Genomic DNA, 23,844 nt, shown 5'->3' with positions numbered 1-23,844 from the left:
TGATGGATGGGATCGTCCGGACCGGATCACACGCCATGCAGTGCCAGTGAAACCCCCTGCCCAACGCCGACGCACATGCTGCACAGCGCGCGCGTCAAACCACGGCTCGAAAGCTCCAGCGCGGCCGTACCGACAAGACGCGCGCCGGTCATACCCAGCGGGTGACCAAGGGCGATGGCACCGCCATTGGGGTTGATGTGATCCGCCATGGGGTCCAGCCCCAGCCCTCGTGCCACAGCCAGCGCCTGAGCGGCAAAGGCCTCATTCAGCTCGATCAGGTCGAAATCTGAAGGAGATATCCCTAGTCGGTCACAGAGTTTTTGCGTGGCCGGCACCGGACCGATCCCCATGACCCTTGGCGGAACACCCGCGCTGGCGGCACCTTCGACCCGTGCCAGCGGAGTTAGCCCGTGGGCGCGCACACCCTCACCACTGGCCAGAACCAGCGCCGCCGCACCGTCGTTGATGCCGGACGCGTTGCCGGCTGTTACCGAACCATCGCTGCGAAATGGCGTCTTCAGGGCTGAAAGCCTGTCCCGCGTAGTGGCACGCGGATGTTCATCCGTTTCGACAATCGTCGCGTCGCCCTTCCGGGACGCGATTTCTACGGAAATGATCTCTCTCGCCAGCCGCCCGTTTTGCTGAGCAGCCAGTGCGCGTTGCTGGCTTTGTAACGCGAAGGCATCCTGATCGGCGCGCGATATGTTCCACTCTGCGGCGACATTTTCGGCGGTCTCGGGCATGCTGTCGACACCCCAGGCCCGTTCGATCGCCGGATTGACAAATCGCCAGCCGATCGTTGTGTCAAAGACTTCGGCCCGGCGCGAAAACGCTGCGTCCGGCTTGGGCATGACCAGTGGCGCGCGACTCATGCTTTCGGCGCCCCCGGCGATGATCAGGTCGGCGTCGCCGGTCCGAATGGCCCGCGCGCCGGCGATTACGGCGTCCATGCCCGACGCGCAAAGTCGGTTGATCGTGAACGCGGGCACCGTCTTGGGAAGGCCCGACAAAAGCACCACCATACGGGCCAGGTTGCGATTGTCTTCACCCGCCTGATTTGTCGCGCCCAGTATCAACTCGTCCACCGCACCCCAGTCGGCACGTGGGGACCGCGTCATCAGGGCCTTGACCGGCAGCGCCGCCAGATCGTCCGCGCGCACCTGCGCCAGCGCGCCACCATAGCGCCCGATGGGCGTGCGGACGTAATCGCAGATAAAAACCTCGCGCTCGGTCATGACAGATGCGCCGTGGCTTCGATTTCAACCACGGCTTCATCTTCGACCAGATCGGCGACAATGATCATCGACATGGCTGGAAAGTGGCGGCCAAACACCTCGCGGTAGGCAGCGCCAACTTCGGCCTGTTTCGCCAAGTACTCGCGTTTGTCGGTGACAAACCAGGTAAGCCGCGTGACGTCGGTGACCTGGCCGCCGCCGGCCTCGACGATTTCGACGATATTCCGCAGCGCCTGTTTCATCTGGCCGATGAAGCCGCCGCCAACAAAATTCTTGTTCGCGTCCCAGCCGATCTGGCCGCCGATATGCAAGGTTCCGTCTTTCGTCAGAACACCATTTGCATAGCCTTTTGCCGGAAGCCAGTTTTCTGGCTGAATGATCTTATGACTCATGATGCGTCATCCCTGAATGTCTGTAGCTTGCTGCGGATGGTGTCCGGCCATGCCACGGGGCGACCATTGGCGCCGACGTGAACAAGTGTGGCAGAGGTCGTCAGCCGCACCTCATCGCCGCAGCGCGCAGTCATCGCGTATTTGGCCGAGCTGCGCCCGATCTTCACGATCCCAAGTTGGAAAATCAACTGGTCACCATGGCGGCTGGGGGCCGGGAAACGGGTTTCGATTTGCGCGGTCGGAACCGCCCCCACGCGATGAAGATCGTGGAACGGAGCCTTCAGGCCCTGATCAAAAAACGCCTCGACGCAATCGTTGATCATCTCGAAATAGCGTGGAAAGAAGACGATCCCCGCCGGGTCGCAATGTTTGAACAGCACCTTTTGATGAAACTCGAACGGCATCAGACCCCCACGTATTTTTCTGTGATGTCGTGGGTCAGATCAGCCATCGCGCCCGACCAGACGGTTCTGCCACGCTCCAGTATAACAGCCCTGTCCGACACCGCCGCCAGTTCCTTGAGCGATTTGTCGATCAGCAGGATCGCCACGCTCGTTTCTTGTTTCAGGCGATGCAGGGCGGTCCAGATTTCCTGCCGGACGATCGGGGCAAGACCTTCGGTCGCCTCATCCAGGATCAGCAACCGCGGGTTGGTCATCAGGGCCCGACCGATGGCCAGCATCTGCTGCTCGCCGCCGGACAGCGAAGCGGCACGCTGCGCCTGGCGCTCTCCCAGCCGGGGGAACAGCTCCGCGACACTGCGCAATGTCCAGTCCCCCGGGCGCGCGGCGGCAATCAGGTTTTCGCGTACCGTAAGATCGGCAAAGCAGCGCCGCCCTTCAGGCACCAGACCCACGCCGCTGCGGGCGACCTTGTGACTGGGCAGCACGTGCAGGTTCTGGCCGTCCAGCGTCAGCGTTCCTTCGGACTGGATCATCCGGCAAATGGCTTTCACGGTCGTGGTCTTACCCATCCCGTTGCGACCCATCAGGGCGGTAACCTCGCCCTGCGTCATCGCAAGATCAACGCCGAACAGGGCCTGGCTGACGCCATAGGTAGCGGTGAGGTTTTCGATTCGCAGCAGGGTCATGCCTCATCCCCCAGATAGGCATCGCGCACTTCCGGGCTGGTGCGAATGTCATCCGCTGTGCCGGTCGCGATCACCTTGCCGTAGACCAACACGCTGATCCGGTCGGCCAGCGCAAACACCGCGTCCATGTCATGTTCCACCAGCAATATCGGTGCTTCTTCGCGCAGCCCGTCAAGGAAGCCGGTCAGCCGTTTTGACCCTCCGGCCCCCAACCCGGCCATCGGCTCATCCATCACAAAAGCGCGCGGCGACAGCGTCAGCGCAACCGCAACCTCAAGCTGGCGGCGCTGCCCGTGGCTGAGGTTGGCGCAACGCGTGTCGCGCTCATCGCTCAGGCCCACACGCTCCAGCGCAGCTTCGGCAATGTCGCGCAGCTCGGACCGTTTCAGGGCAGGTCGCCAGAACCGCCAGGACAGGCGCTCTGCGCCCATCGCGCCCAGAACCGCGTTCTCCAGAACGGTATCTTCCATGCAAAGCTGCGAAATCTGGAAGGTGCGCCCCAGTCCGGCCTGCGCCCGCGCCTGCGCGCTGAGACGCGAAACGTCCTGACCGCGCAGCATGACCTGCCCGGAATCCGGCTGCAATCCACCGCAAATCTGTTGGATCAGGGTGGACTTGCCTGCGCCGTTAGGGCCGATGATGGCGTGAATCTCTCCTGATCTCAGGTCAATGGACACATCGTCCGTGGCTTTCAGTGCACCAAAGCTTTTGTTCAGGTTGCGCGTGGCGAGTACGGGATCAGACATGCGCGCCCTCTTTTCCGGTCAGCAGACCGATCAGACCGCCCCGACCGAACAGCACGATACACAACAGGATCACCCCCAGATAGACGTGCCAGAAATCGGTGAGCTCCCCCAGAAAATGTTCCAGCGCCACAAAGACACAAGCCCCGATCACCGGACCCATCAGACGCCCGACCCCGCCGATGATGATCAACACGATCAGTTCACCGGACAATTGCCAGCTGAACATCGTAGGCGAGACAAAACGGTTCAGGTCGGCGAACAAGGCCCCCGCCAACCCGGTGATCGCGCCCGAAAGGACAAAGGCCAGCAGCTTGAGCCGCATGGGGTTCAACCCCACCGTTTCGACCCTGGTCGCCGTCTGGCGCGCTGCATTCAGGGCCAGCCCGAAGGGCGAAGCCTGCAGGCGCGCGAACAGAAACAGCACCGCGCACAGCAACGTGAAGCAGACAGCGTAGAATTGGATCGGCAACAGGGTGTTCAGGCCGGGAAAGTCGTTTCGGACATAGATCGACAACCCGTCCTCACCGCCATATTGCGCCCAGGAGATGGCGAAATAGAAAAACATCTGACCAAAGGCGAGCGTGATCATGATGAAGTACACGCCCGAGGTGCGCAGCGACAGCAACCCAATGAAGAACGCCACGATGCCGGACGTGATCATGGCGGCCAGCCAGATCACAGGCATCGACTTGGTGCCATCCGTCGTGAACAGGCCCAGATCAAGGGCGGTGTAGGTTTGCGCGTGATAGGCAAGAATGCCCATCGCATAACCGCCGATCCCGAAGAACGCGGCGTGTCCGAAACTGACCATGCCGCCGATCCCCAGGATGATGTTCAGGCCAACCGCCGCCAGCGCAAGTATCACCGCCCGCGTCACCAGTGTGATGGTAAACGGCTGATCCGCAACCAGCGCCCAGAGCGGCAGCGCCAGCAGGCCCGCGATCATCAGCCCGTTGAGGTATTTTTCATTCAACCTCATGCGCGGGCTCCGAACAGACCAGTGGGTCGCCAGATCAGCACCAGCCCCATCAGCACGTAAATCCCCATCGATGCCAGTGCCGAGCCGCTTTTCTGCGCCGCGCCGGTCTCCATGAACAGCTTGAACAGCTCAGGCAGAAACACGCCGCCCAGCGTGTCGGTCAGCCCGACCAGCACCGCCCCGATGAAGGCGCCGCGCACCGACCCGATGCCGCCGATGACGATGACGACAAAGGCAAGGATCAGAACCGGCTCTCCCATCCCGACCTGCACCGACTGGATTGCGCCCACCAGTGCACCGGCCAATCCGGCCAGTGCCGCGCCGAGGGCAAAGACCAGCGTGTAGAGCTTTGAGATATCGACGCCCAGCGCCGCGATCATCTCGCGATCGTTTTCACCGGCCCTGATCTGGATGCCCAGACGCGTGCGCTCGATCAAGGCCCAAAGACCAACGGCCACGGCCAAGCCAATTCCGATCAGGGTCAGCCGATAAAGCGGGTATTCAATCCCGCCCGGCAGCGTCACGGGGCCTGACAGCGCGTCTGGGATGTCCAGAAACAAAGGGAACGATCCGAACACCCAACGGGTGCCTTCAGAAAAAATCAGGATCAGTGCGAAAGTCGACAGAACCTGATCCAGATGCGGCGCGTTGTACAACCGCCGGATCACCACCATTTCCACAATCGCCCCGGCCAGCGCCGCAGCCGCCAGGGCGGCGATCAGGGCCAGCAGGAACGAACCGGTGGCCCCCGCAACGGCAGCGGCGGCAAAGGCCCCGACCATATAGAGCGAGCCGTGGGCGAGATTGATCAGACCCATCACGCCGAAAATCAGCGTCAGGCCAGCCGCCATCAAAAACAGCATGACGCCGAACTGCAGCCCGTTCAGGATCTGCTCGATAATCAGGATCGATGACATGGAAACTCCGGTGATCTGCCCGCCCCCGGCAAAGGGGCAGGCAGCAGGTCGTTACATCTTGCACTCAGCCGCATAGGCGTCCGAATGGTTTTCCAGCGCCACGCCGATGATCTTGTTGGTGAAGACGTCGCCTTCCTTGATCACTTCGCGCGCATAGATCGTCTGCACTGGATGGTGGTTGGGCCCAAAGCTGAAATCGCCACGGGTGCTGTCGAACTCGGCCGCGCGCAGCGCCTCGCGGAAGGCATCCGCATCTGACGGGTCGGCCTTGTCCAGAGCGGACAGCAACAGATTCGCCGCATCAAACCCCTGGCTTGCATATAGCGAAGGCAAACGCCCATATTCCGCCTGAAAGCTTTCGACAAAGGCCGCGTTGGTGGGATTGTCGATGTCCTTGTTCCACTGCGACGTGTTCACCACACCCATGGCCGCGTCGCCGACCGCTTGCAGAATCCCCTGATCAAAGCTGAAGGCCGGACCCACAACCGGAATGTCGATGCCGCTGTCGGCATATTGCTTGAGGAAGGAAATCCCCATACCGCCCGGAAGGAAAAAGAACACGCTGTCCGCGTCACTTGCGCGGATTTGCGCGATTTCGGCGGCATAGTCGGTCTGACCAAGTTCGGTATAAATCTCGCCAGCCAGATCGCCTTCAAAAAAGCGTTTATAGCCGGTCAGCGCGTCGACGCCCGCGGGATAGTTCGGCGCCATGATAAAGCTGTTCTTGAAACCCGCGCCATTGGCATAGGCTCCGGCGGCCTCGTGCAGGTTGTCGTTCTGCCAGGCTACGTTGAAATAATTCTGATGACAGCCCTTCCCTGCCAGCGGCGATGGCCCGGCGTTGGGAGACAGATAGAACACGTTCTGGTTCACCGCCGCAGGCACAACCGCCATGGCAAGGTTGGACCAGATGATACCCGTCATCACGTCGACCCGTTCCGACTGAATCATCTTGTCCGAAAGTTGAACGGCAATGTCCGGCTTGCGCTGATCGTCCTCGATCACCACCTCGATATCGTCGCGTCCCGATTGTGCAATCGCCAGCATGAACCCGTCGCGCACGTCGATGCCCAACCCGGCACCGCCACCGGAAAGGGTAGTGATCATCCCAACCTTGACTTCGGCCAGCGCGCCCGTCGCGCAAAGCGCGGATACCGCCGCTGCCGCTAGAAACTTTTTCATCTTCATCTCCCTTCGTTGGTCTTCTGAACGCAACTTATGTCATTATTCCCTGCGTTCGGTCTATGCCCCTGACAGGACGATCTTTTTTGTTGCCTCGTCAATCTCCGATCACTCTTTCTGTGCTGCCGGCGATTTCAGTCTGAACCGCTGAATTTTCCCAGTCGCGGTTTTGGGCAGGTCTTGGCAGAACCGGATGGAGCGCGGGTATTTGTAGGGCGCAATGACGGATTTGGTATGGGCCTGAAGGTCTTCACGCATAGCGTCATCCGCCGTCGCACCTTCGACCAGAACAACATGCGCCTCGACGATATGCCCGCGTTCGGAATCCGGCGCGCCGATCACCGCGCATTCCGACACGGCCTCATGGGCCAGCAACGCGGCCTCGACCTCGGGTCCGGCAATATTATAGCCCGCCGACACGATCATATCGTCATTGCGGGCAGCAAAATGGAAATAGCCATCGGCGTCTTTATAGAAACTGTCGCCTGTGATGTTCCATCCGTCCGAGACGTAGCCCCGCTGCCTTTCATCGTTCAGGTATCGGCAGCCGGTGGGGCCGCGAATGGCCAGCCGGCCAACCTCGTCCGTGTCAGCTTCGGTGCCATCGTTTTTCAGAACCCGCGCCTCATATCCGCTCACCGGTCTGCCAGTGCAGGCGGGACGGTGATCGTCAAACCGGTTCGAGATGAAGATATGCAGCAATTCAGTGGCCCCGATACCGTCCAGCATCGGCTTGCCGGTCCGGGCCATCCAATCGTCATAGACAGGTTTGGGCAGCGTTTCACCTGCCGAGACCGCAGCGCGCAGGCTGGACAGGTCGGCACCATCCTCCATCGCCTGCAGCATGACGCGATAGGCGGTGGGGGCGGTAAAGCACACGGTTGCCTTATACTTCTCGATGATCTCGATCATGCCGGGTGGCGAGGCCTGTTCCAGCAACGTGGCCGTCGCCCCAAAGCGCAGAGGAAAGACTGCCAGCCCGCCCAGCCCGAAGGTGAAGGCCAGAGGGGGCGAGCCGACAAAGACATCTTCGGGCTGCACATCCAGAACTTCACGGGCATAACCGTCGGCGATGATCATCAGATCGCGGTGGAAATGCATCGTCGCTTTGGGCTCACCGGTCGAGCCGGAGGTAAACCCCAGCAAGGCCACATCATCCCGCCCGGTTTGCACACAATCGAACTGAACCGGTTTTTCCAGCGCCAGCCTGTCCAGTTCGGCATCGTGGTTCGACGTGCCGTCAAATCCAACGACCCGCTTCAGGAACCGGCTGTCACTGGCGCAGGCCCGCATCTCGTCCATCAGTCGGGTGTCGCAGAGCGCGAATTGAATCTCTGCCTTGTCGACTTGTTTGGCCAGTTCACCAGCGCGCAGCATCGGCATCGTGTTGACCACGACGGCCCCGGCCTTGGTCGCCGCCAGCCAACAGGCCACCATTGCCGGATTGTTGGCCGACCGGATCAGAACCCGGTTGCCCGGCGCCACTCCCAGGTCTTCGACCAGCACGTGCGCCAGCCGGTTGGTCCAGTCGCTGAGCTCCTTATACGTCCGCTGCCGCCCGTTGCCGATCAGCGCGATATTGTCGCCAAAACCCTTGGCGACCATCGCATCCGTCAGTTCATACCCGGCGTTCAGAAATTCAGGATAGTCGAACCCGTCCAACAGGAACTCCGGCCACTGGTCTTGCGGCGGCAGGCTGTCGCGACTGAACGTGTCGGTATGCGCGGACGGTCCCAGCATCACTTCCCCTCCATATGGGCCGCCATCGTCTGGCGCGCGATGACGACTTTCTGAACATCCGAAGCGCCTTCGTAGATCCGCAAAGCCCGGATTTCGCGATACAGCGATTCAACGGGCATGCCGGACCGCACGCCGTCTCCTCCGAAAAGCTGCACCGCCTTGTCGATGACCTGTTGCGCGTGGTCGGTGGCGAACAGCTTGGCCATCGCCGCCTCACGCGTGATGCGGGGCGCGCCGCTGTCCTTGGCCCAGGCAGCGCGATAGATCAGCAGCGCCGCCGCATCGACATCCAGCGCCATATCCGCAATGTGGCCCTGCACCATCTGCAGATCGAACAGGGGCGCACCCTGAATTTGACGGGACGAAACCCGTGCCAGAGCTTCGTCCAGTGCCCGCCGGGCAAAACCCAGGGCCGCCGCAGCAACGGTCGGGCGGAACACGTCCAGCACGGACATGGCAATGCGAAACCCCGCGCCGGGCGACCCGATCATTGCCTGCACCGGCACCCGCACATCGTCAAACCGCAGCGTGGCCAGCGGATGCGGGGCGATGGTGTCGAGCCGCGCGGTGATCTCAAACCCAGGCAAATCGGGGGTGACGACAAATGCCGACAATCCCCTGGCACCGGGCGCTTCTCCGGTACGGGCGAACAGGGTGTACACGTCGGCTATGCCGCCGTTCGAGATCCAGGTTTTTTCCCCGTTCAGCACGTAATGGCTGCCATCACGCGTGGCGGACATGGTGGAGCTCGCCACGTCCGACCCTGACTGCGGTTCCGTCAGTGCAAAGGCGGATATCGCCTGCCCATTGCGCGTTTTCGGCAACCAGGCCGCTTTTTGGTCCGGTGACCCGAACAGGGAAATCGCTCCGGTCCCAAGGCCCTGCATCGCAAAGGAGAAATCCGCCAGACCGTCATGCCGCGCCAGCGTTTCTCTGGCCAGGCACAGGGTTCTGACATCAATCTGTCCACCGTCATCGTCCGTCGGGTTCAGCACCCCGGCTTCGCCCAACGTTCGAACAAGAGTGCGACAGGCGGCATCCGTATCGCGATGGTCGATCTCAAGCCCCCGCGCGACTTCTTCCATGCGCGCTGCCCAGTCCCGGTGTCGCTGTTCGAAAAACGGCCATGAAAGGAAGCTCTGATCCACCATCAATTCCCCTCGAACACTGGTTTTTCTTTTGCGACAAAGGCGTTATAGGCGCGTTCGAAATCGCCGGTCTGCATACAGATGGCCTGCGCCTGCGCCTCGGCCTCGATCGCCTGTTCGATCGACATGGACCATTCCTGTGCCAGCATCGTCTTGGTCATCATATGGGCGAAATTCGGCCCTGCGGCGATGCGCCGGGCCATGTCCTGTGCGGCTGTGTCAAGCTGGGTGGCGTCGACGACGCTGTTGTAGAATCCCCACGTATGACCTTCCTCGGCGCTCATCGACCGGCCGGTATATAGCAGCTCTGCCGCCCGCCCCTGACCGATGATCCGGGGCAGAATGGCACAGGCCCCCATATCGCACCCGGCAAGTCCGACCCGTGTGAACAGAAACGCGCATTTCGCCTGCGGTGTGGCGATCCGCAGATCCGAGGCCATGGCGATAATGGCCCCCGCACCCACGCACACACCATCCACCGCTGCGATCACCGGCTTGCCGCAATTCACGATCGCCTTGACCAGATCGCCGGTCATCCGGGTAAAGGTCAAAAGCTCTTTCATATTCATCCGGGTCAGTGGCCCGATGATGTCATGCACGTCGCCGCCGGAACTGAAATTGCCGCCATTTGATGCAAAGACAACCGCGTCGACGTCGTCGGAATAGACCAGATCCCGAAACCAGTCGCGCAGTTCGGCGTAGCTGTCGAAGGTCAAAGGGTTCTTACGGTCAGGCCGGTCCAGCGCAACCGTGGCGATGCGGTCGCTGATTTCGCACCGGAAATGCGTGGCGTCACGGGTCATTGGGGTCCTCCGGCAAGCTGAATTCTGTGGTGAGTGTCCGTGCCTCTTCGGCTGTGAACTGGCCCAGCATGTCCGCGATCCAGGCTTCATGCGCGGCCGCCTGACGGGCAAATTCCTCGCACCCTTTCTGTGTCATCCGCACGCGGTGCGCGCGGCGATCCCCCGGCACCGGAACGCGCACCAGCAGCCCGTCTTCGGCCAACCGGTCCACGATACCCGTGACGTTGCCGTTGGACACGCGCAGAACGCCGGAAATTTCGCTCATCTTCAGGCCACCCTCAAACCGCGACAGGGCGGCCATCACATCGAACCGGGGAAGCGTCGTATCGAATTCCGAGCGAAAATTTTCCCGCAACTTGCCTTCGATGCTGCGCGTGGTCTTGAGCAGTCGCAGCCAGAGGCGCAGCCTTTCCTTCGAGGCCCCTTCCAGCGGCGTCTGGGCGAGGGTTGGCGTCATACTTCACCCCCGGATAGTGACAGCGTATGGCCGTTCACGGATCTGGCCGCATCCGAACACAGCCACATCACCGCATCCGCGACCTCATCGGGCTGGATAAAGCGGCGCTGCGGGTTGCCACTGTGCAAAGACGCCGCAGCATCCTCTGCGCTCATCCCCGTTTTTTCGACGATATTTGCAATCGACCGCTCCAGCATGGGGGTGTCCACAAAGCCCGGGCAAACCGCGTTCACCGTGATCCCGGTCTGCGCCAGCTCGACCGCCAGCGCGCGCGTCAGGCCCACTACCCCGTGTTTTGCCGCGCAATAGCCCGAGACATACGCAAACCCTTTCAGCCCGGCGGTCGAGGCAATGGCAATCAGGCGACCGGTGCCCGCTGACTGCATGTCCGGCAAACCGGCTTTCCACAGATTGAACACGCCGACCAGATTCACCTCGGTCATCGCGCGCAGGTCCTCCGCCGTCATCTTGCTAAACGGAACGGACTGCGCGGCGCCAGCGTTCGCTATAACCACCGTGACCGCACCGCGCGCAGCGCGCGCGGCGGTAAAGGCCGCTTCAACCTGCGCGGCATCGGTCACATCGCAGACCTCATATGGCAGCCCCTGTTGCTGCAAACTGGTCTCGGTCCGGCCCAGCAGCGTTACGGCTGCCCCGCTTTGCGCGAATGCGTGGGCGATGGCCGCACCAACCCCTGATCCACCGCCGGATATGATCACATGGCTCATACTTTGCCCGCCATTTCCGCCTCACGGTCGGCCAGCCGCCAGGCCTGATCCCGCCCTGCCTCGTACGGCTTGGGCCAGGTTTCCAAACGGTCTCCCAGGTCAGTGGCGGCGTGCAGGGTCCAATACGGGTCGCTCAGATGCGGGCGGGCCAGACAGACCAGATCGGCGCGCCCGGCCATCAGGATCGAATTGACGTGATCGGCCTCGTAGATATTCCCCACCGCCATGGTGCTGATGCCGCGCTCATTGCGGATGCGATCTGAAAACGGGGTCTGGAACATCCGGCCGTAAACCGGCTTGGCCTTGGTCGAGGTCTGGCCTGCGGACACATCCACGATGTCGGCACCGGCGGCGTCGAACATGGCCGCGACCTCAACAGCTTCTTCCGGCGTGACACCGTCATCGCCCGCCCAGTCGCTGGCCGAGATGCGGACAGCCATCGGCTTTGTATCCGGCCAGACCGCGCGCATGGCTGAAAAGACCTCCAGCGGATAGCGCATGCGATTTTCCAGACTACCGCCATAGTCATCGTCGCGGGTATTCGACAATGGCGATATGAAGGACGAGATCAGATAGCCATGTGCGGCATGCAGTTCGATCATGTCGAACCCGGCGCGATCCGCCATCTGGGCTGCCGCAACAAATTCGTCGGTAACCTTGTCCATATCCGCGCGGTCCATTTTCTTTGGCACCGCGTTTTCGTCCGACCACGCAAGGGCCGAGGCGGAAATCAACGGCCAGTTCCCTTCCTCCAGCGGCTGATCCATGCCTTCCCATCCGATCCGTGTAGATCCTTTGCGGCCCGAATGACCGATCTGGCAACAAATCTTGGCTTCGGTCTCGGCATGGACAAAATCCGTCAGGCGACGCCAGGCGGCTTCGTGTTCCTCTGCATAAAGCCCCGGACAGCCCGGCGTGATCCGCCCCTCCGCGCTGACGCAGGTCATTTCGGTATAGACCAGCCCCGCCCCGCCTTTGGCACGCTCGCCATAGTGAATCAGATGCCAGTCCGTCGGACAGCCATCGACGGCCTTATATTGCGCCATGGGCGAAACCACGATCCGGTTCTTCAGCACCATGTCGCGCAGGCGAAAGGGCGCGAACATGGGCGCACGGGCGGGGGCGTTGGTTTCCGCGCCGGCCTGCTGCATGAACCAGGCCTCGGCCCGGCCCAGCCAGCCCGCATCCCGTTCGCGCAGGTTTTCGTGGCTGATCCGCTGCGACCGGGTCAGCATCGAATAGTTCAGCTGCACCGAATCCAGATCAAGGTACCGCTCCACATCCTCGAACCATTCGACCGAGTTTCGCGCCGCCGATTGCAGGCGCAGAACCTCCAGCCGGCGCTCATCCTCATAACGGGCAAAGGCGGCCTCAAGCGTTGCTTCCGTAGTGATGAACTCTGCCAGCGCAATCGCGCTTTCCAGCGCCAGCTTGGTGCCTGACCCGATCGAGAAATGCGCGGTTGCCGCAGCATCCCCCAACAGCACGACATTCCGGTGGCTCCACTTTTCACACAGAACCCGTGGAAACCGCAGCCAGGCCGAACCTCGGATATGTCTGGCGTTGGTCATCAAGGGATGGCCGCCCAGATGATCCTTGAATATCTCTTCGCAGACGGCAATCGACTGCTGCTGGGTCATGTCGTCGAACCCGTAGGCGTCAAACGTCTCTTGCGTGCATTCGACGATGAAGGTCGCCGTGTCAGGGTCGAACTGATAGGCATGCGCCCAGACCCATCCCTTGTCCGTCTTTTCGAAGATAAAGGTAAAGGCATCATCGAATTTCTGATGCGTTCCCAGCCAGACAAACTGGCACAGCCTTTGGTCGATGTCCGGCCTGAACACATCTGAAAACTCGGAACGGGTTTTCGAATTCAACCCGTCCGAGGCGATAACGACGTCGTAAGCCTCCATATAGTCGGACGCTGAGGCGGCTTCGGTTTCAAACCGCATCTCAACGCCAAGCTCGCGGGCGCGCGCCTGCAGGATCAGCAACAGCTGCTTGCGCCCGATGCCGCAAAACCCGTGCCCGCTGGACAGGGTGCGCTGACCTTTGTGAACCAGCGCGACATCGTCCCAATAGGCAAAGTGGTCACGGATTCTTGCCGCGCTCACCGCGTCATTGGCCGCCAGGTTGTCCAGCGTTTCATCGGAAAGGACCACCCCCCACCCAAAGGTGTCGTCCGGGCGGTTGCGCTCGATCACAACCACTTCGGCATCCGGATCGCGAAGCTTCATCGAAATCCCGAAATAAAGACCAGCAGGTCCCCCGCCGAGGCATGCAACGCGCATCGTCACCCTTCCCCTCATCAGTTGCCGTACCTGAAACGCTAGACCGAGTCGGCCATCCCTTCAAGTTAAAATATTTTATGCTTGAAGTTTTATCTGATGCGACTAGGCTTTGCAGGTGTCTTCCAATGCGGCAGGTATGTTGTCTGATGGTGGTTCGGATAGAAACGCGCGGTGATGTGGCGGTTGTGACGATCGACAACCCGCCTGTGAACGCAGCCAGCCAGGCCGTGCGCGCAGGTTTGCTGACAGCGCTGTCTGTGGTCGAAGAGGATGATGCAATCCGGTCGGTCGTTCTGCGGGCCGAGGGCCGGACCTTCACCGCCGGCGCTGATGTGAAAGAATTCGACAGACCGCCGCAGGAACCTCATCTGCCCGACGTCATTCACGCCATTGAAAATGCAGCGAAACCCTGGGTGGCGGCCTTGCATGGGACTGTCCTGGGTGGCGGGCTGGAAATCACGCTTGGCTGCACGCATCGCATCGCAGGTCCTGATACCAAGCTGGGTCTGCCTGAAGTAACGCTTGGCCTGATCCCCGGGGCTGGCGGAACCGTCCGGTTGCCGCGCCTGATCGACCCGGCCGAAGCGTTGAAAATGGTGGCGACAGGAAAGCCCGTATCCGCACAAAAAGCGCGTGATCTGGGTTTGATCGACGAAATTGCGGACACCGATCTTACGGCACATGCCGTTTCGCTTGCGCAGCAGGCTGTGGACAATCCGGCCAGAACGGCGTTGAGCCGTGCGGACGCCCGACCCATTGCTGATCAGGAGGCGTGGCAGGCTGCAAAGCACGCAGTCCTTTCAAAAGCGCGCGGTGCCCATGCGCCTGCCGCGGCGGTGGCTGCCGTGCAGAATGCGCTCGACCTTCCGGCGCCGGAGGCATTGATAAAGGAACGCGAGGCTTTCCTGACACTGAAATCCTACCCGCAAAGCGCGGCCTTGCGCTATATCTTCTTTGCGGAACGTTCCGCGCCGAAACCACCCGAACTGAAGGGTGTTGCGCCCCGCCCCCTCAACACTGTCGGGGTGATCGGCGGCGGCACCATGGGGGCCGGGATCGCAGCCGCCTGCCTGCTGTCGGGCCTGCCGGTCACACTGGTCGAACGGGACGAACCCGCGCGCGCAGCCGGATTGGGCCGTGTAGAAAGCATTCTGAAAGACAGCCTGAAACGTGGCCTCATCGACCAGAGCAAGTTTGAAAATCTCATCGCATCACTGACGACAGCAACGACGTATCAGGCCCTTTCGGACACCGGGCTTGTCATTGAGGCGGTATTCGAAGACATGTCCCTGAAAACCCGAGTGTTTCAGGAGTTGGATGCCATCCTGCGGCCTGAGGCAGTGTTGGCGAGCAACACGTCATACCTAGATATCGGTGCCATCGCACGCCAGACCCGACACCCCGAACGGGTGATCGGCCTGCACTTTTTCTCGCCCGCGCACATCATGAAACTGCTTGAAGTCATCATCCCCGCACAGGCTGACCCATCTGCGGTCGCCACCGGGTTTATGCTGGCTCGAAAGCTGGGGAAAATCGCCGTACCTGCGGGCGTATGCGACGGGTTTATCGGCAACCGCATCATGTCGGCCTATCGGCGCGAATGCGAATACATGATCGAAGACAGCGCCCTGCCCTGGGACGTGGACCGGGCGATGCGAGCCTTCGGCTTTCCCATGGGCCTGTTCGAGATGCAGGATCTCGCCGGGCTCGATATTGGCTGGGCGAGGCGCAAAAACCGCGCCTCAACCCGCGATCCGGATGAGCGTTACGTTCACATCGCCGACAAGCTGTGCGAGGCCGGGCGGTTCGGCCGCAAGGCCGGAAAAGGCTGGTACGACTACACCGATGGCAAGGCGGAACCCTCACAATGGGTAAAAAGCCTTATTCTGGCGGAATCCGCGCGCAAGGCCATTGCCCGTGCACCGATATCCGACGCTGATATCACGCGGCGCATCCTGTCGACCATGCAGGCCGAGGCACAAACGCTGCTGACCGAGGGCATCGCGCGGCGGGCTGAAGATATCGACGTTGTCATGGTCAACGGCTACGGATTTCCCCGATGGCGCGGCGGGCCGCTGTTCATGACCACACAGGGTTTAACCGCGGGTTAAAGCAGAACCCGCACCCGAAAAACCGACCCGTACTGAGACAGAACGGTTGACGGACGGGCTGAGATTCACTCAAAGTCATTCCAGCCAACAATGGGGAGCTGCGGTTTTGTCAGCCAGCCTTCGCAAACCTACGATGCGTCGCGATACCGGGTGCGATCTGGTCGCCTGACCGGCTGAGAGCGGACAGTTCTCATCCAACCCGTCCCCGGGTTTGTTCCATTCCTTCAGGCTGATACCCAAATGATCCAAAATGAAGGATTGCGTCTGGCAATCGACATCGGCGGTACGTTTACCGACACTGTTCTTCTGAACCGCGCATCGCAGGTCGTGGCGACGACCAAAACCCCGACGACACCGCAGCGCCCGGCCCTCGGCGCTCTGGAAGGTGCCGTGCATGTGCTGGAAACCGCAGGCGCTGAGTGGTCGCAGCTCAGCGGTTTCATCCATGGCACGACGCTGGCGACCAATGCACTGATAGAGCGTCGGGGCGCCGCGACGGCCACCATCACGACCCGCGGGTTTCGGGACATTCTCGAAATCGCCTATGAGCGACGCTACAGCCAATACGCGATTGATCTGGTAAAGCCCGACCTGATCGTGCCGCGCGCGCTTTCGCTGACCGTCGGCGGGCGCATGGATGCAGGCGGTCAAGAGCTTGAGCCGCTGGATGAAACGGACATTGCACCGATTGTGGCCACGCTGAAAGCGCAGAAAGTGGATGCCGTGGCCATCTGCCTGCTGCATGCCTACGCCAATCCGGCACATGAGTTAAAGCTGCGGGATCTGTTGAACCGGCAGATGCCCGGTCTGGTCATCTCACTAAGTCACGAGGTCAGCCCCGAGGCGCGCGAGTTCGACAGGCTCTGCACCACAATCGCCAATGCCTATGTGCAGCCCCTCATGGCCGGGTATCTGCGGGATTTCGAAGCGCGGTTCCGGCAGATGGGACTGACCTGCCCGATCCTGATGATGACTGCCGGCGGGGGCATGACCACGCTTGAAACCGCCGCCCGGTTGCCGATCCGGCTGGTCGAATCCGGCCCGGCCGGAGGCGCAGTTCTTGCTGCCCGCATCGCGCAGGCCACCGGCGAAAAGGACGTCCTGTCGTTTGATATGGGCGGCACGACCGCCAAGCTTTGCCTGATTGACGACTACCGTCCGCAAACAGCGCGCAAGTTCGAGATTTCCAGGGCCGAGCGTTTCATCAAAGGGTCGGGAATGCCGGTGCGAATTCCGGTGATCGAGATGATTGAAATCGGGGCCGGGGGCGGCTCTATCGCCAGCGTTGACCGTTTGCGCCGTATTCAGGTGGGACCGCACAGCGCCGGATCAGACCCCGGCCCTGCTGCTTTTGGTAAGGGCGGCGACCGGCCAACCATTACGGATTCCGACCTGACGCTGGGCCTTATCGAACCGGGGCTGTTTGCCGAAGGTCGGCTTCAACTGGACCCCGGTGCCGCCCAAGAGGCTTTGACCCGCGACATCGCTGAACCGCTTGACCTTCGGCCCGATCAGGCGGCGTTTGCGGTCAGTGAAATCGTTGACGAAAGCATGGCGAGCGCGGGCCGCATGCACGCAGTCGAATCCGGCAAGGATTTGGGCAACCGGGTGATGATCGCCTTTGGCGGCAACGGCCCGCTTCACGCCACAAGGGTCGCGCGGCGCGCGCAGATGCAGCGGGTCCTGATCCCACAAGACCCTGGCGTCGGGTCGGCGGTCGGGTTTCTGTATGCGCCTGTTTCCTACGAGGTCATACGGTCGCGCTATGCCAGGCTGGACAGTCTGGATATCGACGGGTTGAACAGATTTTTCGCCGGAATGCAGTCCGAAGCCGAACAGGTTGTTCGGGCAGGCGCCCCGGAAGGTCCGCTGCGGCAACGGCGGATCGCCTATATGCGGTATCACGGTCAGGGTCATGAGATCGAAATCCGCCTGCCCGACCGGGCACTGAACACTTCGGATGTGGATGTTTTGAGAACCGCTTTCGAAGCGGAATACAGTCGGCAGTTCAGCCGGGTCGTGCCGGGTATGACCGTAGAGATCCTGAATTGGGGTTTGTCCGTGTCATCCGACCCGCCGCCGCACGCGGCCTGTACGGGCACGCCCTCTGCCTATCGTGCCAAGCCGGCGGCAAAACGCCGAATTCTGTGCGACGTCAGTGGGGATTGGCGAACCGCCGATGTGTTCAGCCGCGCCGAGCTGAAACCGGGCGCGGCGTTCGAGGGGCCGGCCCTGATAGTCGAGGCGCAAACCACAACCCTTGTCAGCGCCGATTTCAACGGATCCGTGGACAGTCAGGGCAATATCTGGCTGACACGGCAAGAGGAGGCGCAGAGATGATCCCTTCAGATTCACGCCTGCAGGTAATGTGGAACCGGCTGCTGGCCGTGGTGGAAGAACAGGGGCAGGCGCTGATCCGGGCGGCGTTCAGCCCGATCGTGCGCGAGTGCGGCGACATCTCAGCCGGAATATTCGACGCACAGGGTCGGATGCTGGCGCAGGCGGTGACCGGCACGCCCGGGCACATCAACACCATGGCCGAAGCGGTGAAATCTTTGCGGTCCCGGTTTGATCCGGGTGCCATGAAGCCCGGCGATATCTACATGACGAACGACCCCTGGATCGCTTCGGGGCATCTGAATGACTTTCTGCTGATGATGCCGGTTTTTCACCACGATACCCTCATCGGGTTTACCGCCTGCACATCCCATCTGGTCGATCTCGGCGGGCTTGGCATGGGGCCGGAAGGATCGGACATTTATGACGAAGGGCTGCTGATCCCGCCCTGCAAGCTGGTCAGCGAGGGCGAGGTCAATGACCTGCTGCTGGAGATCATCAAGGCCAACTCGCGCGAGCCCATCGCCAATGAAGGCGACATTTACGCCCTTATCGCATGCTGCGAGGCCGGGTCGGTCCGGTTGTCCCAGATGATGCGGGAATTCGGCATAGCCGACTTGCAGGCATTGTCCGACTACATCATCCGGACATCCACGCAGGGAACTCTGGAAGCCATCGCCAACCTGCCCAAGGGCACGTGGCGCCATGTGCTGAAAGTGGATGGATATGATCAGGACATTGAACTGCATGCCGCGCTGACCATTGCCGATGATCACCTGTTGCTGGATTTCGACGGCACCGCAGCCTGTGTCGGCAAGGGGATCAATGTCCCGCTGAACTACGCGACCGCCTATTCGGTTTTCGCGTTGCGCTGCATCATCGGGGCAGACATCCCGAACAACGCGGGGTCGCTGGAGCCGTTTCGGGTGACCGGCCCCGAGGGGTGTATCCTGAATGCGCAACCACCCGCACCGGTCGCCATGCGCCATACGCTGGGTCAGATGACCCCCGATTTGGTTTATGGCTGTTTGTCAAAGGCGCTGCCCGGGAAGGTGCCGGCCGAAGGCGCGTCCTGCATGTATGACCTGCCCCTGCGCCACGCACCCGAGGCCATCGACAGGGGCGACGACCTTTTCGCGCTGGAGCTTGTGTTCAACGGCGGCACCGGTGCCCGGCCCAGGCTGGACGGGCTGTCCGCCACGGCCTTTCCCAGCGGCGTCTGGGGCAGCCAGGTCGAAACCACCGAGGCGGTCGCCCCGGTCCTGTTTCACCGCCGCGAAATGAGGCTGGATTCCGGCGGCGCAGGCCGGTTCCGGGGCGGCCTGGGGCAACGCATCGAACTGAGCGCCTCGAAGGATCAGGATCTGATGCTGTTTCTGTCGGTCGAGCGGATCAGAAACCCCGCCGCCGGGCGCGACGGCGGGCATGACGGCGCACCCGGCTGTATTACGGTCGACCCCGGAGGGCACATTCTGCCCGGGAAAGGCGAGGTGCGGATCCGGGCCGGGGAAACCTTGGTCTTTGAGACTCCGGGCGGCGGCGGGTTCGGCCCGCCCGGTGAGCGGGCGCAACGCGCTGTTCAGGACGACATCCGGTCTGGCCTTGTCAGCGAAGAAGCCGCCAGAACCCTGTATGAGAGGTTGAAATGACCACCCCGCTTCCTCACATCGCGCAAATGTCCCCTTACGCGCTGGCGGAACTGAGCGCGCCCGAAGGGAAACCCCTGATATCGCTGTCGCAAAATGAAAGCCTGCGTCCGCCAAGCCCCAGGGCGCTGGATGCGGCGGCGAAGGCGTTGGGGGCGTCGATGCTCTACCCTGATCCGAACTGGACCGAGCTGCGCCATGCGCTGGCTGACCTGCACGATCTGGACGCCGGATGCATTTTATGCGGCAGTGGATCGCTGGATTTGATCGGCTGCCTTGCGCGGGTGTTTGCCGGTCCGAACCGCGCGGTTCTTGCCCCGGCCCATGCCTATCCGTTCTTCCGCACAGCGGCCCAGTTGGCGGATGCCCGGTTCGACATCGCGGCGGAAACGGACGCCGTCGTCAATGTCGACGCGCTGCTCGGAGCGGTTCGGGCGGATACCGGGCTTGTATTCGTCGCCAACCCCGGCAACCCGACGGGCACGCGCATACCGAAATCCGAAATCACCCGCCTGCGTCTGAGGCTGCGACCGGATATTCTGCTTGTCGTTGACGAAGCTTATGGTGAATTTGCCGACCATCTGAACGAACGATGCTTTGATATGGTTGCCGACGGAAACACGGTGGTTCTGCGGACATTTTCCAAAGCCTATGGCATGGCCGGGTTCCGCGTTGGCTGGGGGCTGTTTCCGCCAGCGATAGCCGCCGAATTGCGCAAGGTCATGAACCCCAACAACATCCCGGCAAGCGCACAGATGGCCGCAGCCGCAGCCGCCCGGGATGACGATTACATGCGCGAAACATGCGCGATGACCGCCCGTCTGCGGGATCAAGCCGCAAGGAGATTGGCCAGCGCGGGGTTTCACGTCTATCCCAGTTTCACAAACTTTCTGTTGCTGGGCATGGGCAGCGCCGAAGCGGCGCAAAGTGCGGACAGGGCGCTGCGATCGAACGGGGTGTTCTTGCGTCCTCAGGGCGGGGCGGCGCTTGCGCATTGCCTGAGAATGACCGTCGGCCCCAAGGAGGCCATGGGCAAGGCCCTGACCCTTCTCAGACAATGGAAAGAGGAGACACAGCCATGAGCCAGTCACGAGGCCGCGCCCGGCTTGGCGTTTTGGTGCCTTTCACCAACACGAACCTTGAACCGGATTTGACCCTGATGCAGCCCCATGGCGTTTCGGTCCATGTGGCGCGGCTGGGTGGATATGATGAGGATGAAATCCCCGACGAATCCCAGATGCATGGTTTGGGGGCCGTAAACCTGGACGATCCCTTGCAATTGCTGGCCGGCGCAAAGCCGGATGTCATCCTGTATGGCTGCACGTCGGCCACACTCACCCACGGCCCCGAATTTGACCGGGCACTGGCCGATCGGATCGGCGCACAAAGCGGGGCAGGAACGGTGACCGCGGCCGGAGCGCTTGTCCATGCCTTGACCACACTCGGCGCGGAACGCATCGGGTTTGCCTCACCCTATGTGCCTGCCATTAACGACATGGCTATCAGGTTCCTTGCTGATCTGGGGTTTGAAACGATCCGGCGATCCGAAACCAGCGAAACACTGGACAATACCGGACAGGGCGCGCTGGACCCGGATGCGGTATTCAGGCTTGGCCTGGCGGCAGATCACCCGAAGGCGGACGCGCTGGTACTGTCCTGTACGGATATGCGCAGCGTCGAGACGCTGGAGCGTCTGGAAAACGCGGTCGGGAAACCCGTGATCAGTTCAAATCAGGCAATGCTGTTTCAGGCGCTGCAACTGCTTGGCATAGGTGAGCCGATCAAAGGATTCGGGCAGTTGCTGGAACAGCCGAGGTGATTGCTACTTGGCCGGTTCAACCAGACCTGCGTTGAGCTGATCGACGGAGGTTACACCGATCTGCGCCATTGTGATGCTGAATTCCTCACTCAGGACATCCCAGAGCTGCTGCAAACCCCTTTCCCCTGCAGCTGCCATGGCGAATTGCAGGATGCGGCCGAAGAACACGAAATCCGCGCCGCTGATCAGGGCTTTGACAGCGTCTTCGCCGGACCGAAGGCCGCTGTCATAGAAGACCGGGTAACCGTCCCCAACGGCTGCGCGGATCTCCTGCAACGCCTGGAACGCCGCAGGGGCACTGTCCAGTTGCCGCGCGCCGTGGCTTGAGACCTGAACAGCGTCCGCCCCGGCCGCCTTGACCGCCAGCGCGTCCGCGGAATCCAGAACACCCTTGACGACCAGCTTTCCGCTCCATCGGTCGCGCAAGCGGGCCAGTGTTTCCCATGTCGCCCGCGCACGGCTTTCCGTGCGGTCAAAGTCGTAACCGTCCATCAGGAAATTCGCCATCTGAGGTTTCCCGCTCAGCAATGTTGCCAGCGACCACCTTGGATGCAGGGCAAAGTCCACAAACTGACGCGGACCTATTCGGAAAGGCATCTTGAACCCATGACGCAGCTCACGCGGACGGCGGCCCACTTCGGGCACGTCCACGGTCAGAACCAAGTTCTCGTACCCCGCGGCCTGCGCCCGATCGGCCAACTTGAAAGTGCCTGCGCCGTCTCCGCTGAAATAGAGCTGAAACCAGGCATGGCCCTCGGCCGTTTCGATCAGCTTTTCCAATGGTGTGGAAGCAACAGTAGAGACACCCAGCGGAACCGAATACTGCGCCGCGACGCGCGCCAGCATCAGATCGGCCCCGGGCGCGGACAGATTGCACATCCCCATCGGCGCAACGCCAAAGGGACGCTGAGCGGGTTTGCCGAACAAATCCGTTGCGAGGGATCGTTTGCTGACATCCCGCAAGATGCGGGGCGGCAGGGTCATCGCGTCCAGTGCCGCCCGGTTGCGGGCCGCGCCAACCCCGGCACCCGCAGCACCGTCGATATAGTCGAACACCATCCACGGCAGATGCCGCCGCGCAATGCGCCGGGCATCCTCAGCGCTGTGGATGGCGGATGACCTCATCCGGCCTGAACGGCCTTCATGAAGCGGTCGCGGATCGCCACCGGGTCCATCGTGATCGGCGGCATCTTGGCATTACCGCTTTCACACTTGCTGACGATGATGGTCATCTGACGGGCGTCCAGCGCCTCTTGCAGAACACGTCCGGTATCCTCGGCCTGACATTCGATCACGCGTTCGCACCCGGCCGCCTCGGCCATCTTCGCCAACGATGTTTTCTGCCCCGCATAAGTCGGCTGATCCCCGGTCGAGCCGTAGGAGCCATTGTCGACGATCAGCAGGATGTAATTGTCCGCCACGTTGTTGGCGATGGTCGGCAAAGTACCCAGATTGGTCAGAACCGAGCCGTCGCCGTCAATCACAATCACCGGTTTGGGCTGAGACAACGCCAGTCCAAGCCCGATGGACGAGGCCAGACCCATGGTGCCCAGCATGTAGAAATTGGTCGGCTGGTCGTCGATGGCATGCAGTTCCTGGCTGGGGATGCCGATATTGCAGACCACCAGTTGATCACGCAGGATCGGGGCGATTTCCTTCAGGATTTCAGAACGGATCATTGGTCGCCATAGCCTCCCCAGAAATTGGCGTCGGTCAGGATGGCGACCGGCTTGTTGCACATGAACGTGTATTTCAGGATCGCATCCAGTTCCTCGACATCTTCCCTGTGGTGGAAGTGGTAGGTCGGGATGTTCAGTTGCGCCAGCAGCGCCTTGGTGTGCACGGCCATTTCCACCTGACAGGCGATGGGCTCGCGCAGCTCTCCGCGATACGAAATCAGCATTGGCAGCGGCATCCGGTAATACTGGATCAGTGTGGCCAGCGTGTTGATCGTCACGCCGATGGCCGTGTTCTGCATGATGATGGCCGGGCGTTTGCCGCCCATCCACGCACCCGCGCACAGACCCATCCCTTCGTCCTCTTTATTCGAAGGGATATGATAAATGCCGTCGCGCGCGTCGATTTCCTCGATCACGCCGGCCAGTTGCTTGCACGGCACCGTGGTCACGAACGATATGTCGTTGGCGACCAGATCGTCAGTGATCTTTTTGTCGATATTCATGTCCGGTCTGTCAGTCCTGTTTGGGGCGCCGAAAGCGCGAG

Annotated in this window: 22 protein-coding genes; 5 read left to right on the top strand and 17 right to left on the bottom strand. The window is 61.6% G+C overall.

Annotated features, from left to right (window positions below; translation table 11 throughout):
- Positions 1-26: 26 nt before the first annotated feature.
- The 14 genes from pcaF to ACR0D8_RS00640 all read right to left on the bottom strand — a co-directional run bounded on the left by pcaF (position 27) and on the right by ACR0D8_RS00640 (position 13,708).
- Complete coding sequence (gene pcaF / locus ACR0D8_RS00705; protein ID WP_480643981.1) at positions 27-1,235, bottom strand: 3-oxoadipyl-CoA thiolase; 1,209 nt, start codon at positions 1,233-1,235, stop codon at positions 27-29.
- A complete protein-coding gene (locus tag ACR0D8_RS00700; protein ID WP_475158095.1) occupies positions 1,232-1,627 on the bottom strand; it encodes a RidA family protein in 396 nt (131 codons plus the stop codon). Before ACR0D8_RS00700 ends, pcaF begins: the two co-directional genes overlap by 4 nt.
- The gene (locus ACR0D8_RS00695; RefSeq protein WP_480643980.1) at positions 1,624-2,031 is read right to left on the bottom strand and encodes an acyl-CoA thioesterase; all 408 of its coding nucleotides are present in this window, start codon (positions 2,029-2,031) and stop codon (positions 1,624-1,626) included. Before ACR0D8_RS00695 ends, ACR0D8_RS00700 begins: the two co-directional genes overlap by 4 nt.
- Positions 2,031-2,717: an ABC transporter ATP-binding protein gene (locus tag ACR0D8_RS00690; protein WP_480643979.1), complete on the bottom strand. Its 687-nt coding sequence runs from the start codon at positions 2,715-2,717 to the stop codon at positions 2,031-2,033. The genes ACR0D8_RS00695 and ACR0D8_RS00690 overlap by 1 nt, the downstream gene beginning before the upstream one ends.
- Positions 2,714-3,463, bottom strand: coding sequence for an ABC transporter ATP-binding protein (locus ACR0D8_RS00685; RefSeq protein WP_480643977.1), 750 nt, complete (start codon positions 3,461-3,463; stop codon positions 2,714-2,716). The genes ACR0D8_RS00690 and ACR0D8_RS00685 overlap by 4 nt, the downstream gene beginning before the upstream one ends.
- Complete coding sequence (locus tag ACR0D8_RS00680) at positions 3,456-4,442, bottom strand: branched-chain amino acid ABC transporter permease (protein WP_480643975.1); 987 nt, start codon at positions 4,440-4,442, stop codon at positions 3,456-3,458. Before ACR0D8_RS00680 ends, ACR0D8_RS00685 begins: the two co-directional genes overlap by 8 nt.
- Entirely contained in the window at positions 4,439-5,359 is a 921-nt protein-coding gene (locus ACR0D8_RS00675) for a branched-chain amino acid ABC transporter permease (RefSeq protein ID WP_480643973.1), read from the bottom strand. The genes ACR0D8_RS00680 and ACR0D8_RS00675 overlap by 4 nt, the downstream gene beginning before the upstream one ends.
- A 51-nt stretch (positions 5,360-5,410) precedes the next feature.
- Positions 5,411-6,541 (bottom strand): ABC transporter substrate-binding protein, encoded by a 1,131-nt coding sequence (locus ACR0D8_RS00670; RefSeq protein WP_480643971.1) that lies wholly within the window; start codon positions 6,539-6,541, stop codon positions 5,411-5,413.
- 108 nt (positions 6,542-6,649) lie between these two features.
- Positions 6,650-8,281: an AMP-binding protein gene (locus tag ACR0D8_RS00665; protein WP_480643970.1), complete on the bottom strand. Its 1,632-nt coding sequence runs from the start codon at positions 8,279-8,281 to the stop codon at positions 6,650-6,652.
- Positions 8,281-9,432 (bottom strand): acyl-CoA dehydrogenase family protein, encoded by a 1,152-nt coding sequence (locus ACR0D8_RS00660; RefSeq protein ID WP_480643968.1) that lies wholly within the window; start codon positions 9,430-9,432, stop codon positions 8,281-8,283. The genes ACR0D8_RS00665 and ACR0D8_RS00660 overlap by 1 nt, the downstream gene beginning before the upstream one ends.
- Positions 9,432-10,232 (bottom strand): enoyl-CoA hydratase family protein, encoded by an 801-nt coding sequence (locus ACR0D8_RS00655; protein ID WP_480643966.1) that lies wholly within the window; start codon positions 10,230-10,232, stop codon positions 9,432-9,434. Before ACR0D8_RS00655 ends, ACR0D8_RS00660 begins: the two co-directional genes overlap by 1 nt.
- Entirely contained in the window at positions 10,222-10,689 is a 468-nt protein-coding gene (locus ACR0D8_RS00650) for a MarR family winged helix-turn-helix transcriptional regulator (RefSeq protein ID WP_480643964.1), read from the bottom strand. Before ACR0D8_RS00650 ends, ACR0D8_RS00655 begins: the two co-directional genes overlap by 11 nt.
- Complete coding sequence (locus ACR0D8_RS00645) at positions 10,686-11,417, bottom strand: SDR family NAD(P)-dependent oxidoreductase (protein ID WP_480643963.1); 732 nt, start codon at positions 11,415-11,417, stop codon at positions 10,686-10,688. Before ACR0D8_RS00645 ends, ACR0D8_RS00650 begins: the two co-directional genes overlap by 4 nt.
- A complete protein-coding gene (locus ACR0D8_RS00640) occupies positions 11,414-13,708 on the bottom strand; it encodes a bifunctional salicylyl-CoA 5-hydroxylase/oxidoreductase (RefSeq protein ID WP_480643961.1) in 2,295 nt (764 codons plus the stop codon). The genes ACR0D8_RS00645 and ACR0D8_RS00640 overlap by 4 nt, the downstream gene beginning before the upstream one ends.
- 146 nt (positions 13,709-13,854) lie before the next feature.
- Here ACR0D8_RS00640 and ACR0D8_RS00635 point away from each other — a divergent pair, with 146 nt between their 5' ends.
- The 5 genes from ACR0D8_RS00635 to ACR0D8_RS00615 all read left to right on the top strand — a co-directional run bounded on the left by ACR0D8_RS00635 (position 13,855) and on the right by ACR0D8_RS00615 (position 21,621).
- Positions 13,855-15,819 carry a 3-hydroxyacyl-CoA dehydrogenase NAD-binding domain-containing protein gene (locus tag ACR0D8_RS00635; protein ID WP_480643959.1) on the top strand — a complete coding sequence of 655 codons (1,965 nt, stop codon included), beginning with the start codon at positions 13,855-13,857 and terminating at the stop codon, positions 15,817-15,819.
- 240 nt (positions 15,820-16,059) lie between these two features.
- Entirely contained in the window at positions 16,060-18,159 is a 2,100-nt protein-coding gene (locus ACR0D8_RS00630; RefSeq protein ID WP_480643957.1) for a hydantoinase/oxoprolinase family protein, read from the top strand.
- On the top strand, positions 18,156-19,805 hold the full coding sequence (locus ACR0D8_RS00625; protein ID WP_480643955.1) for a hydantoinase B/oxoprolinase family protein: 1,650 nt from the start codon (positions 18,156-18,158) through the stop codon (positions 19,803-19,805). The genes ACR0D8_RS00630 and ACR0D8_RS00625 overlap by 4 nt, the downstream gene beginning before the upstream one ends.
- Complete coding sequence (locus ACR0D8_RS00620; RefSeq protein ID WP_480643954.1) at positions 19,802-20,884, top strand: pyridoxal phosphate-dependent aminotransferase; 1,083 nt, start codon at positions 19,802-19,804, stop codon at positions 20,882-20,884. Before ACR0D8_RS00625 ends, ACR0D8_RS00620 begins: the two co-directional genes overlap by 4 nt.
- Positions 20,881-21,621: a maleate cis-trans isomerase family protein gene (locus ACR0D8_RS00615; RefSeq protein WP_480643952.1), complete on the top strand. Its 741-nt coding sequence runs from the start codon at positions 20,881-20,883 to the stop codon at positions 21,619-21,621. Before ACR0D8_RS00620 ends, ACR0D8_RS00615 begins: the two co-directional genes overlap by 4 nt.
- Before the next feature lie 3 nt (positions 21,622-21,624).
- On the opposite strand, the gene ACR0D8_RS00610 is transcribed toward ACR0D8_RS00615, so the two are convergent.
- The 3 genes from ACR0D8_RS00610 to comD are packed head-to-tail and all read right to left on the bottom strand — an operon-like array spanning position 21,625 to position 23,803.
- Positions 21,625-22,746, bottom strand: a complete 1,122-nt coding sequence (locus tag ACR0D8_RS00610) for an alpha-hydroxy acid oxidase (protein WP_480643951.1) — start codon at positions 22,744-22,746, stop codon at positions 21,625-21,627.
- Positions 22,743-23,300, bottom strand: a complete 558-nt coding sequence (gene comE / locus ACR0D8_RS00605) for a sulfopyruvate decarboxylase subunit beta (RefSeq protein WP_480643949.1) — start codon at positions 23,298-23,300, stop codon at positions 22,743-22,745. The genes ACR0D8_RS00610 and comE overlap by 4 nt, the downstream gene beginning before the upstream one ends.
- Positions 23,297-23,803, bottom strand: a complete 507-nt coding sequence (comD, locus tag ACR0D8_RS00600; RefSeq protein ID WP_475158075.1) for a sulfopyruvate decarboxylase subunit alpha — start codon at positions 23,801-23,803, stop codon at positions 23,297-23,299. Before comD ends, comE begins: the two co-directional genes overlap by 4 nt.
- Positions 23,804-23,844 lie beyond the last annotated feature (41 nt).

It is taken from the genome of Ruegeria sp. BG10, from assembly GCF_056538575.1.
This window is presented reverse-complemented; position numbering and strand designations above follow the sequence as displayed.

Bases quoted from the DNA above. Each gene is read 5' to 3' on its own strand.
- pcaF (WP_480643981.1), bottom strand. From the start codon at position 1,235: ATGACCGAGCGCGAGGTTTTTATCTGCGATTACGTCCGCACGCCCATC.
- ACR0D8_RS00700 (WP_475158095.1), bottom strand. From the start codon at position 1,627: ATGAGTCATAAGATCATTCAGCCAGAAAACTGGCTTCCGGCAAAAGGC.
- ACR0D8_RS00695 (WP_480643980.1), bottom strand. From the start codon at position 2,031: ATGCCGTTCGAGTTTCATCAAAAGGTGCTGTTCAAACATTGCGACCCG.
- ACR0D8_RS00690 (WP_480643979.1), bottom strand. From the start codon at position 2,717: ATGACCCTGCTGCGAATCGAAAACCTCACCGCTACCTATGGCGTCAGC.
- ACR0D8_RS00685 (WP_480643977.1), bottom strand. From the start codon at position 3,463: ATGTCTGATCCCGTACTCGCCACGCGCAACCTGAACAAAAGCTTTGGT.
- ACR0D8_RS00680 (WP_480643975.1), bottom strand. From the start codon at position 4,442: ATGAGGTTGAATGAAAAATACCTCAACGGGCTGATGATCGCGGGCCTG.
- ACR0D8_RS00675 (WP_480643973.1), bottom strand. From the start codon at position 5,359: ATGTCATCGATCCTGATTATCGAGCAGATCCTGAACGGGCTGCAGTTC.
- ACR0D8_RS00670 (WP_480643971.1), bottom strand. From the start codon at position 6,541: ATGAAAAAGTTTCTAGCGGCAGCGGCGGTATCCGCGCTTTGCGCGACG.
- ACR0D8_RS00665 (WP_480643970.1), bottom strand. From the start codon at position 8,281: ATGCTGGGACCGTCCGCGCATACCGACACGTTCAGTCGCGACAGCCTG.
- ACR0D8_RS00660 (WP_480643968.1), bottom strand. From the start codon at position 9,432: ATGGTGGATCAGAGCTTCCTTTCATGGCCGTTTTTCGAACAGCGACAC.
- ACR0D8_RS00655 (WP_480643966.1), bottom strand. From the start codon at position 10,232: ATGACCCGTGACGCCACGCATTTCCGGTGCGAAATCAGCGACCGCATC.
- ACR0D8_RS00650 (WP_480643964.1), bottom strand. From the start codon at position 10,689: ATGACGCCAACCCTCGCCCAGACGCCGCTGGAAGGGGCCTCGAAGGAA.
- ACR0D8_RS00645 (WP_480643963.1), bottom strand. From the start codon at position 11,417: ATGAGCCATGTGATCATATCCGGCGGTGGATCAGGGGTTGGTGCGGCC.
- ACR0D8_RS00640 (WP_480643961.1), bottom strand. From the start codon at position 13,708: ATGCGCGTTGCATGCCTCGGCGGGGGACCTGCTGGTCTTTATTTCGGG.
- ACR0D8_RS00635 (WP_480643959.1), top strand. From the start codon at position 13,855: ATGGTGGTTCGGATAGAAACGCGCGGTGATGTGGCGGTTGTGACGATC.
- ACR0D8_RS00630 (WP_480643957.1), top strand. From the start codon at position 16,060: ATGATCCAAAATGAAGGATTGCGTCTGGCAATCGACATCGGCGGTACG.
- ACR0D8_RS00625 (WP_480643955.1), top strand. From the start codon at position 18,156: ATGATCCCTTCAGATTCACGCCTGCAGGTAATGTGGAACCGGCTGCTG.
- ACR0D8_RS00620 (WP_480643954.1), top strand. From the start codon at position 19,802: ATGACCACCCCGCTTCCTCACATCGCGCAAATGTCCCCTTACGCGCTG.
- ACR0D8_RS00615 (WP_480643952.1), top strand. From the start codon at position 20,881: ATGAGCCAGTCACGAGGCCGCGCCCGGCTTGGCGTTTTGGTGCCTTTC.
- ACR0D8_RS00610 (WP_480643951.1), bottom strand. From the start codon at position 22,746: ATGAGGTCATCCGCCATCCACAGCGCTGAGGATGCCCGGCGCATTGCG.
- comE (WP_480643949.1), bottom strand. From the start codon at position 23,300: ATGATCCGTTCTGAAATCCTGAAGGAAATCGCCCCGATCCTGCGTGAT.
- comD (WP_475158075.1), bottom strand. From the start codon at position 23,803: ATGAATATCGACAAAAAGATCACTGACGATCTGGTCGCCAACGACATA.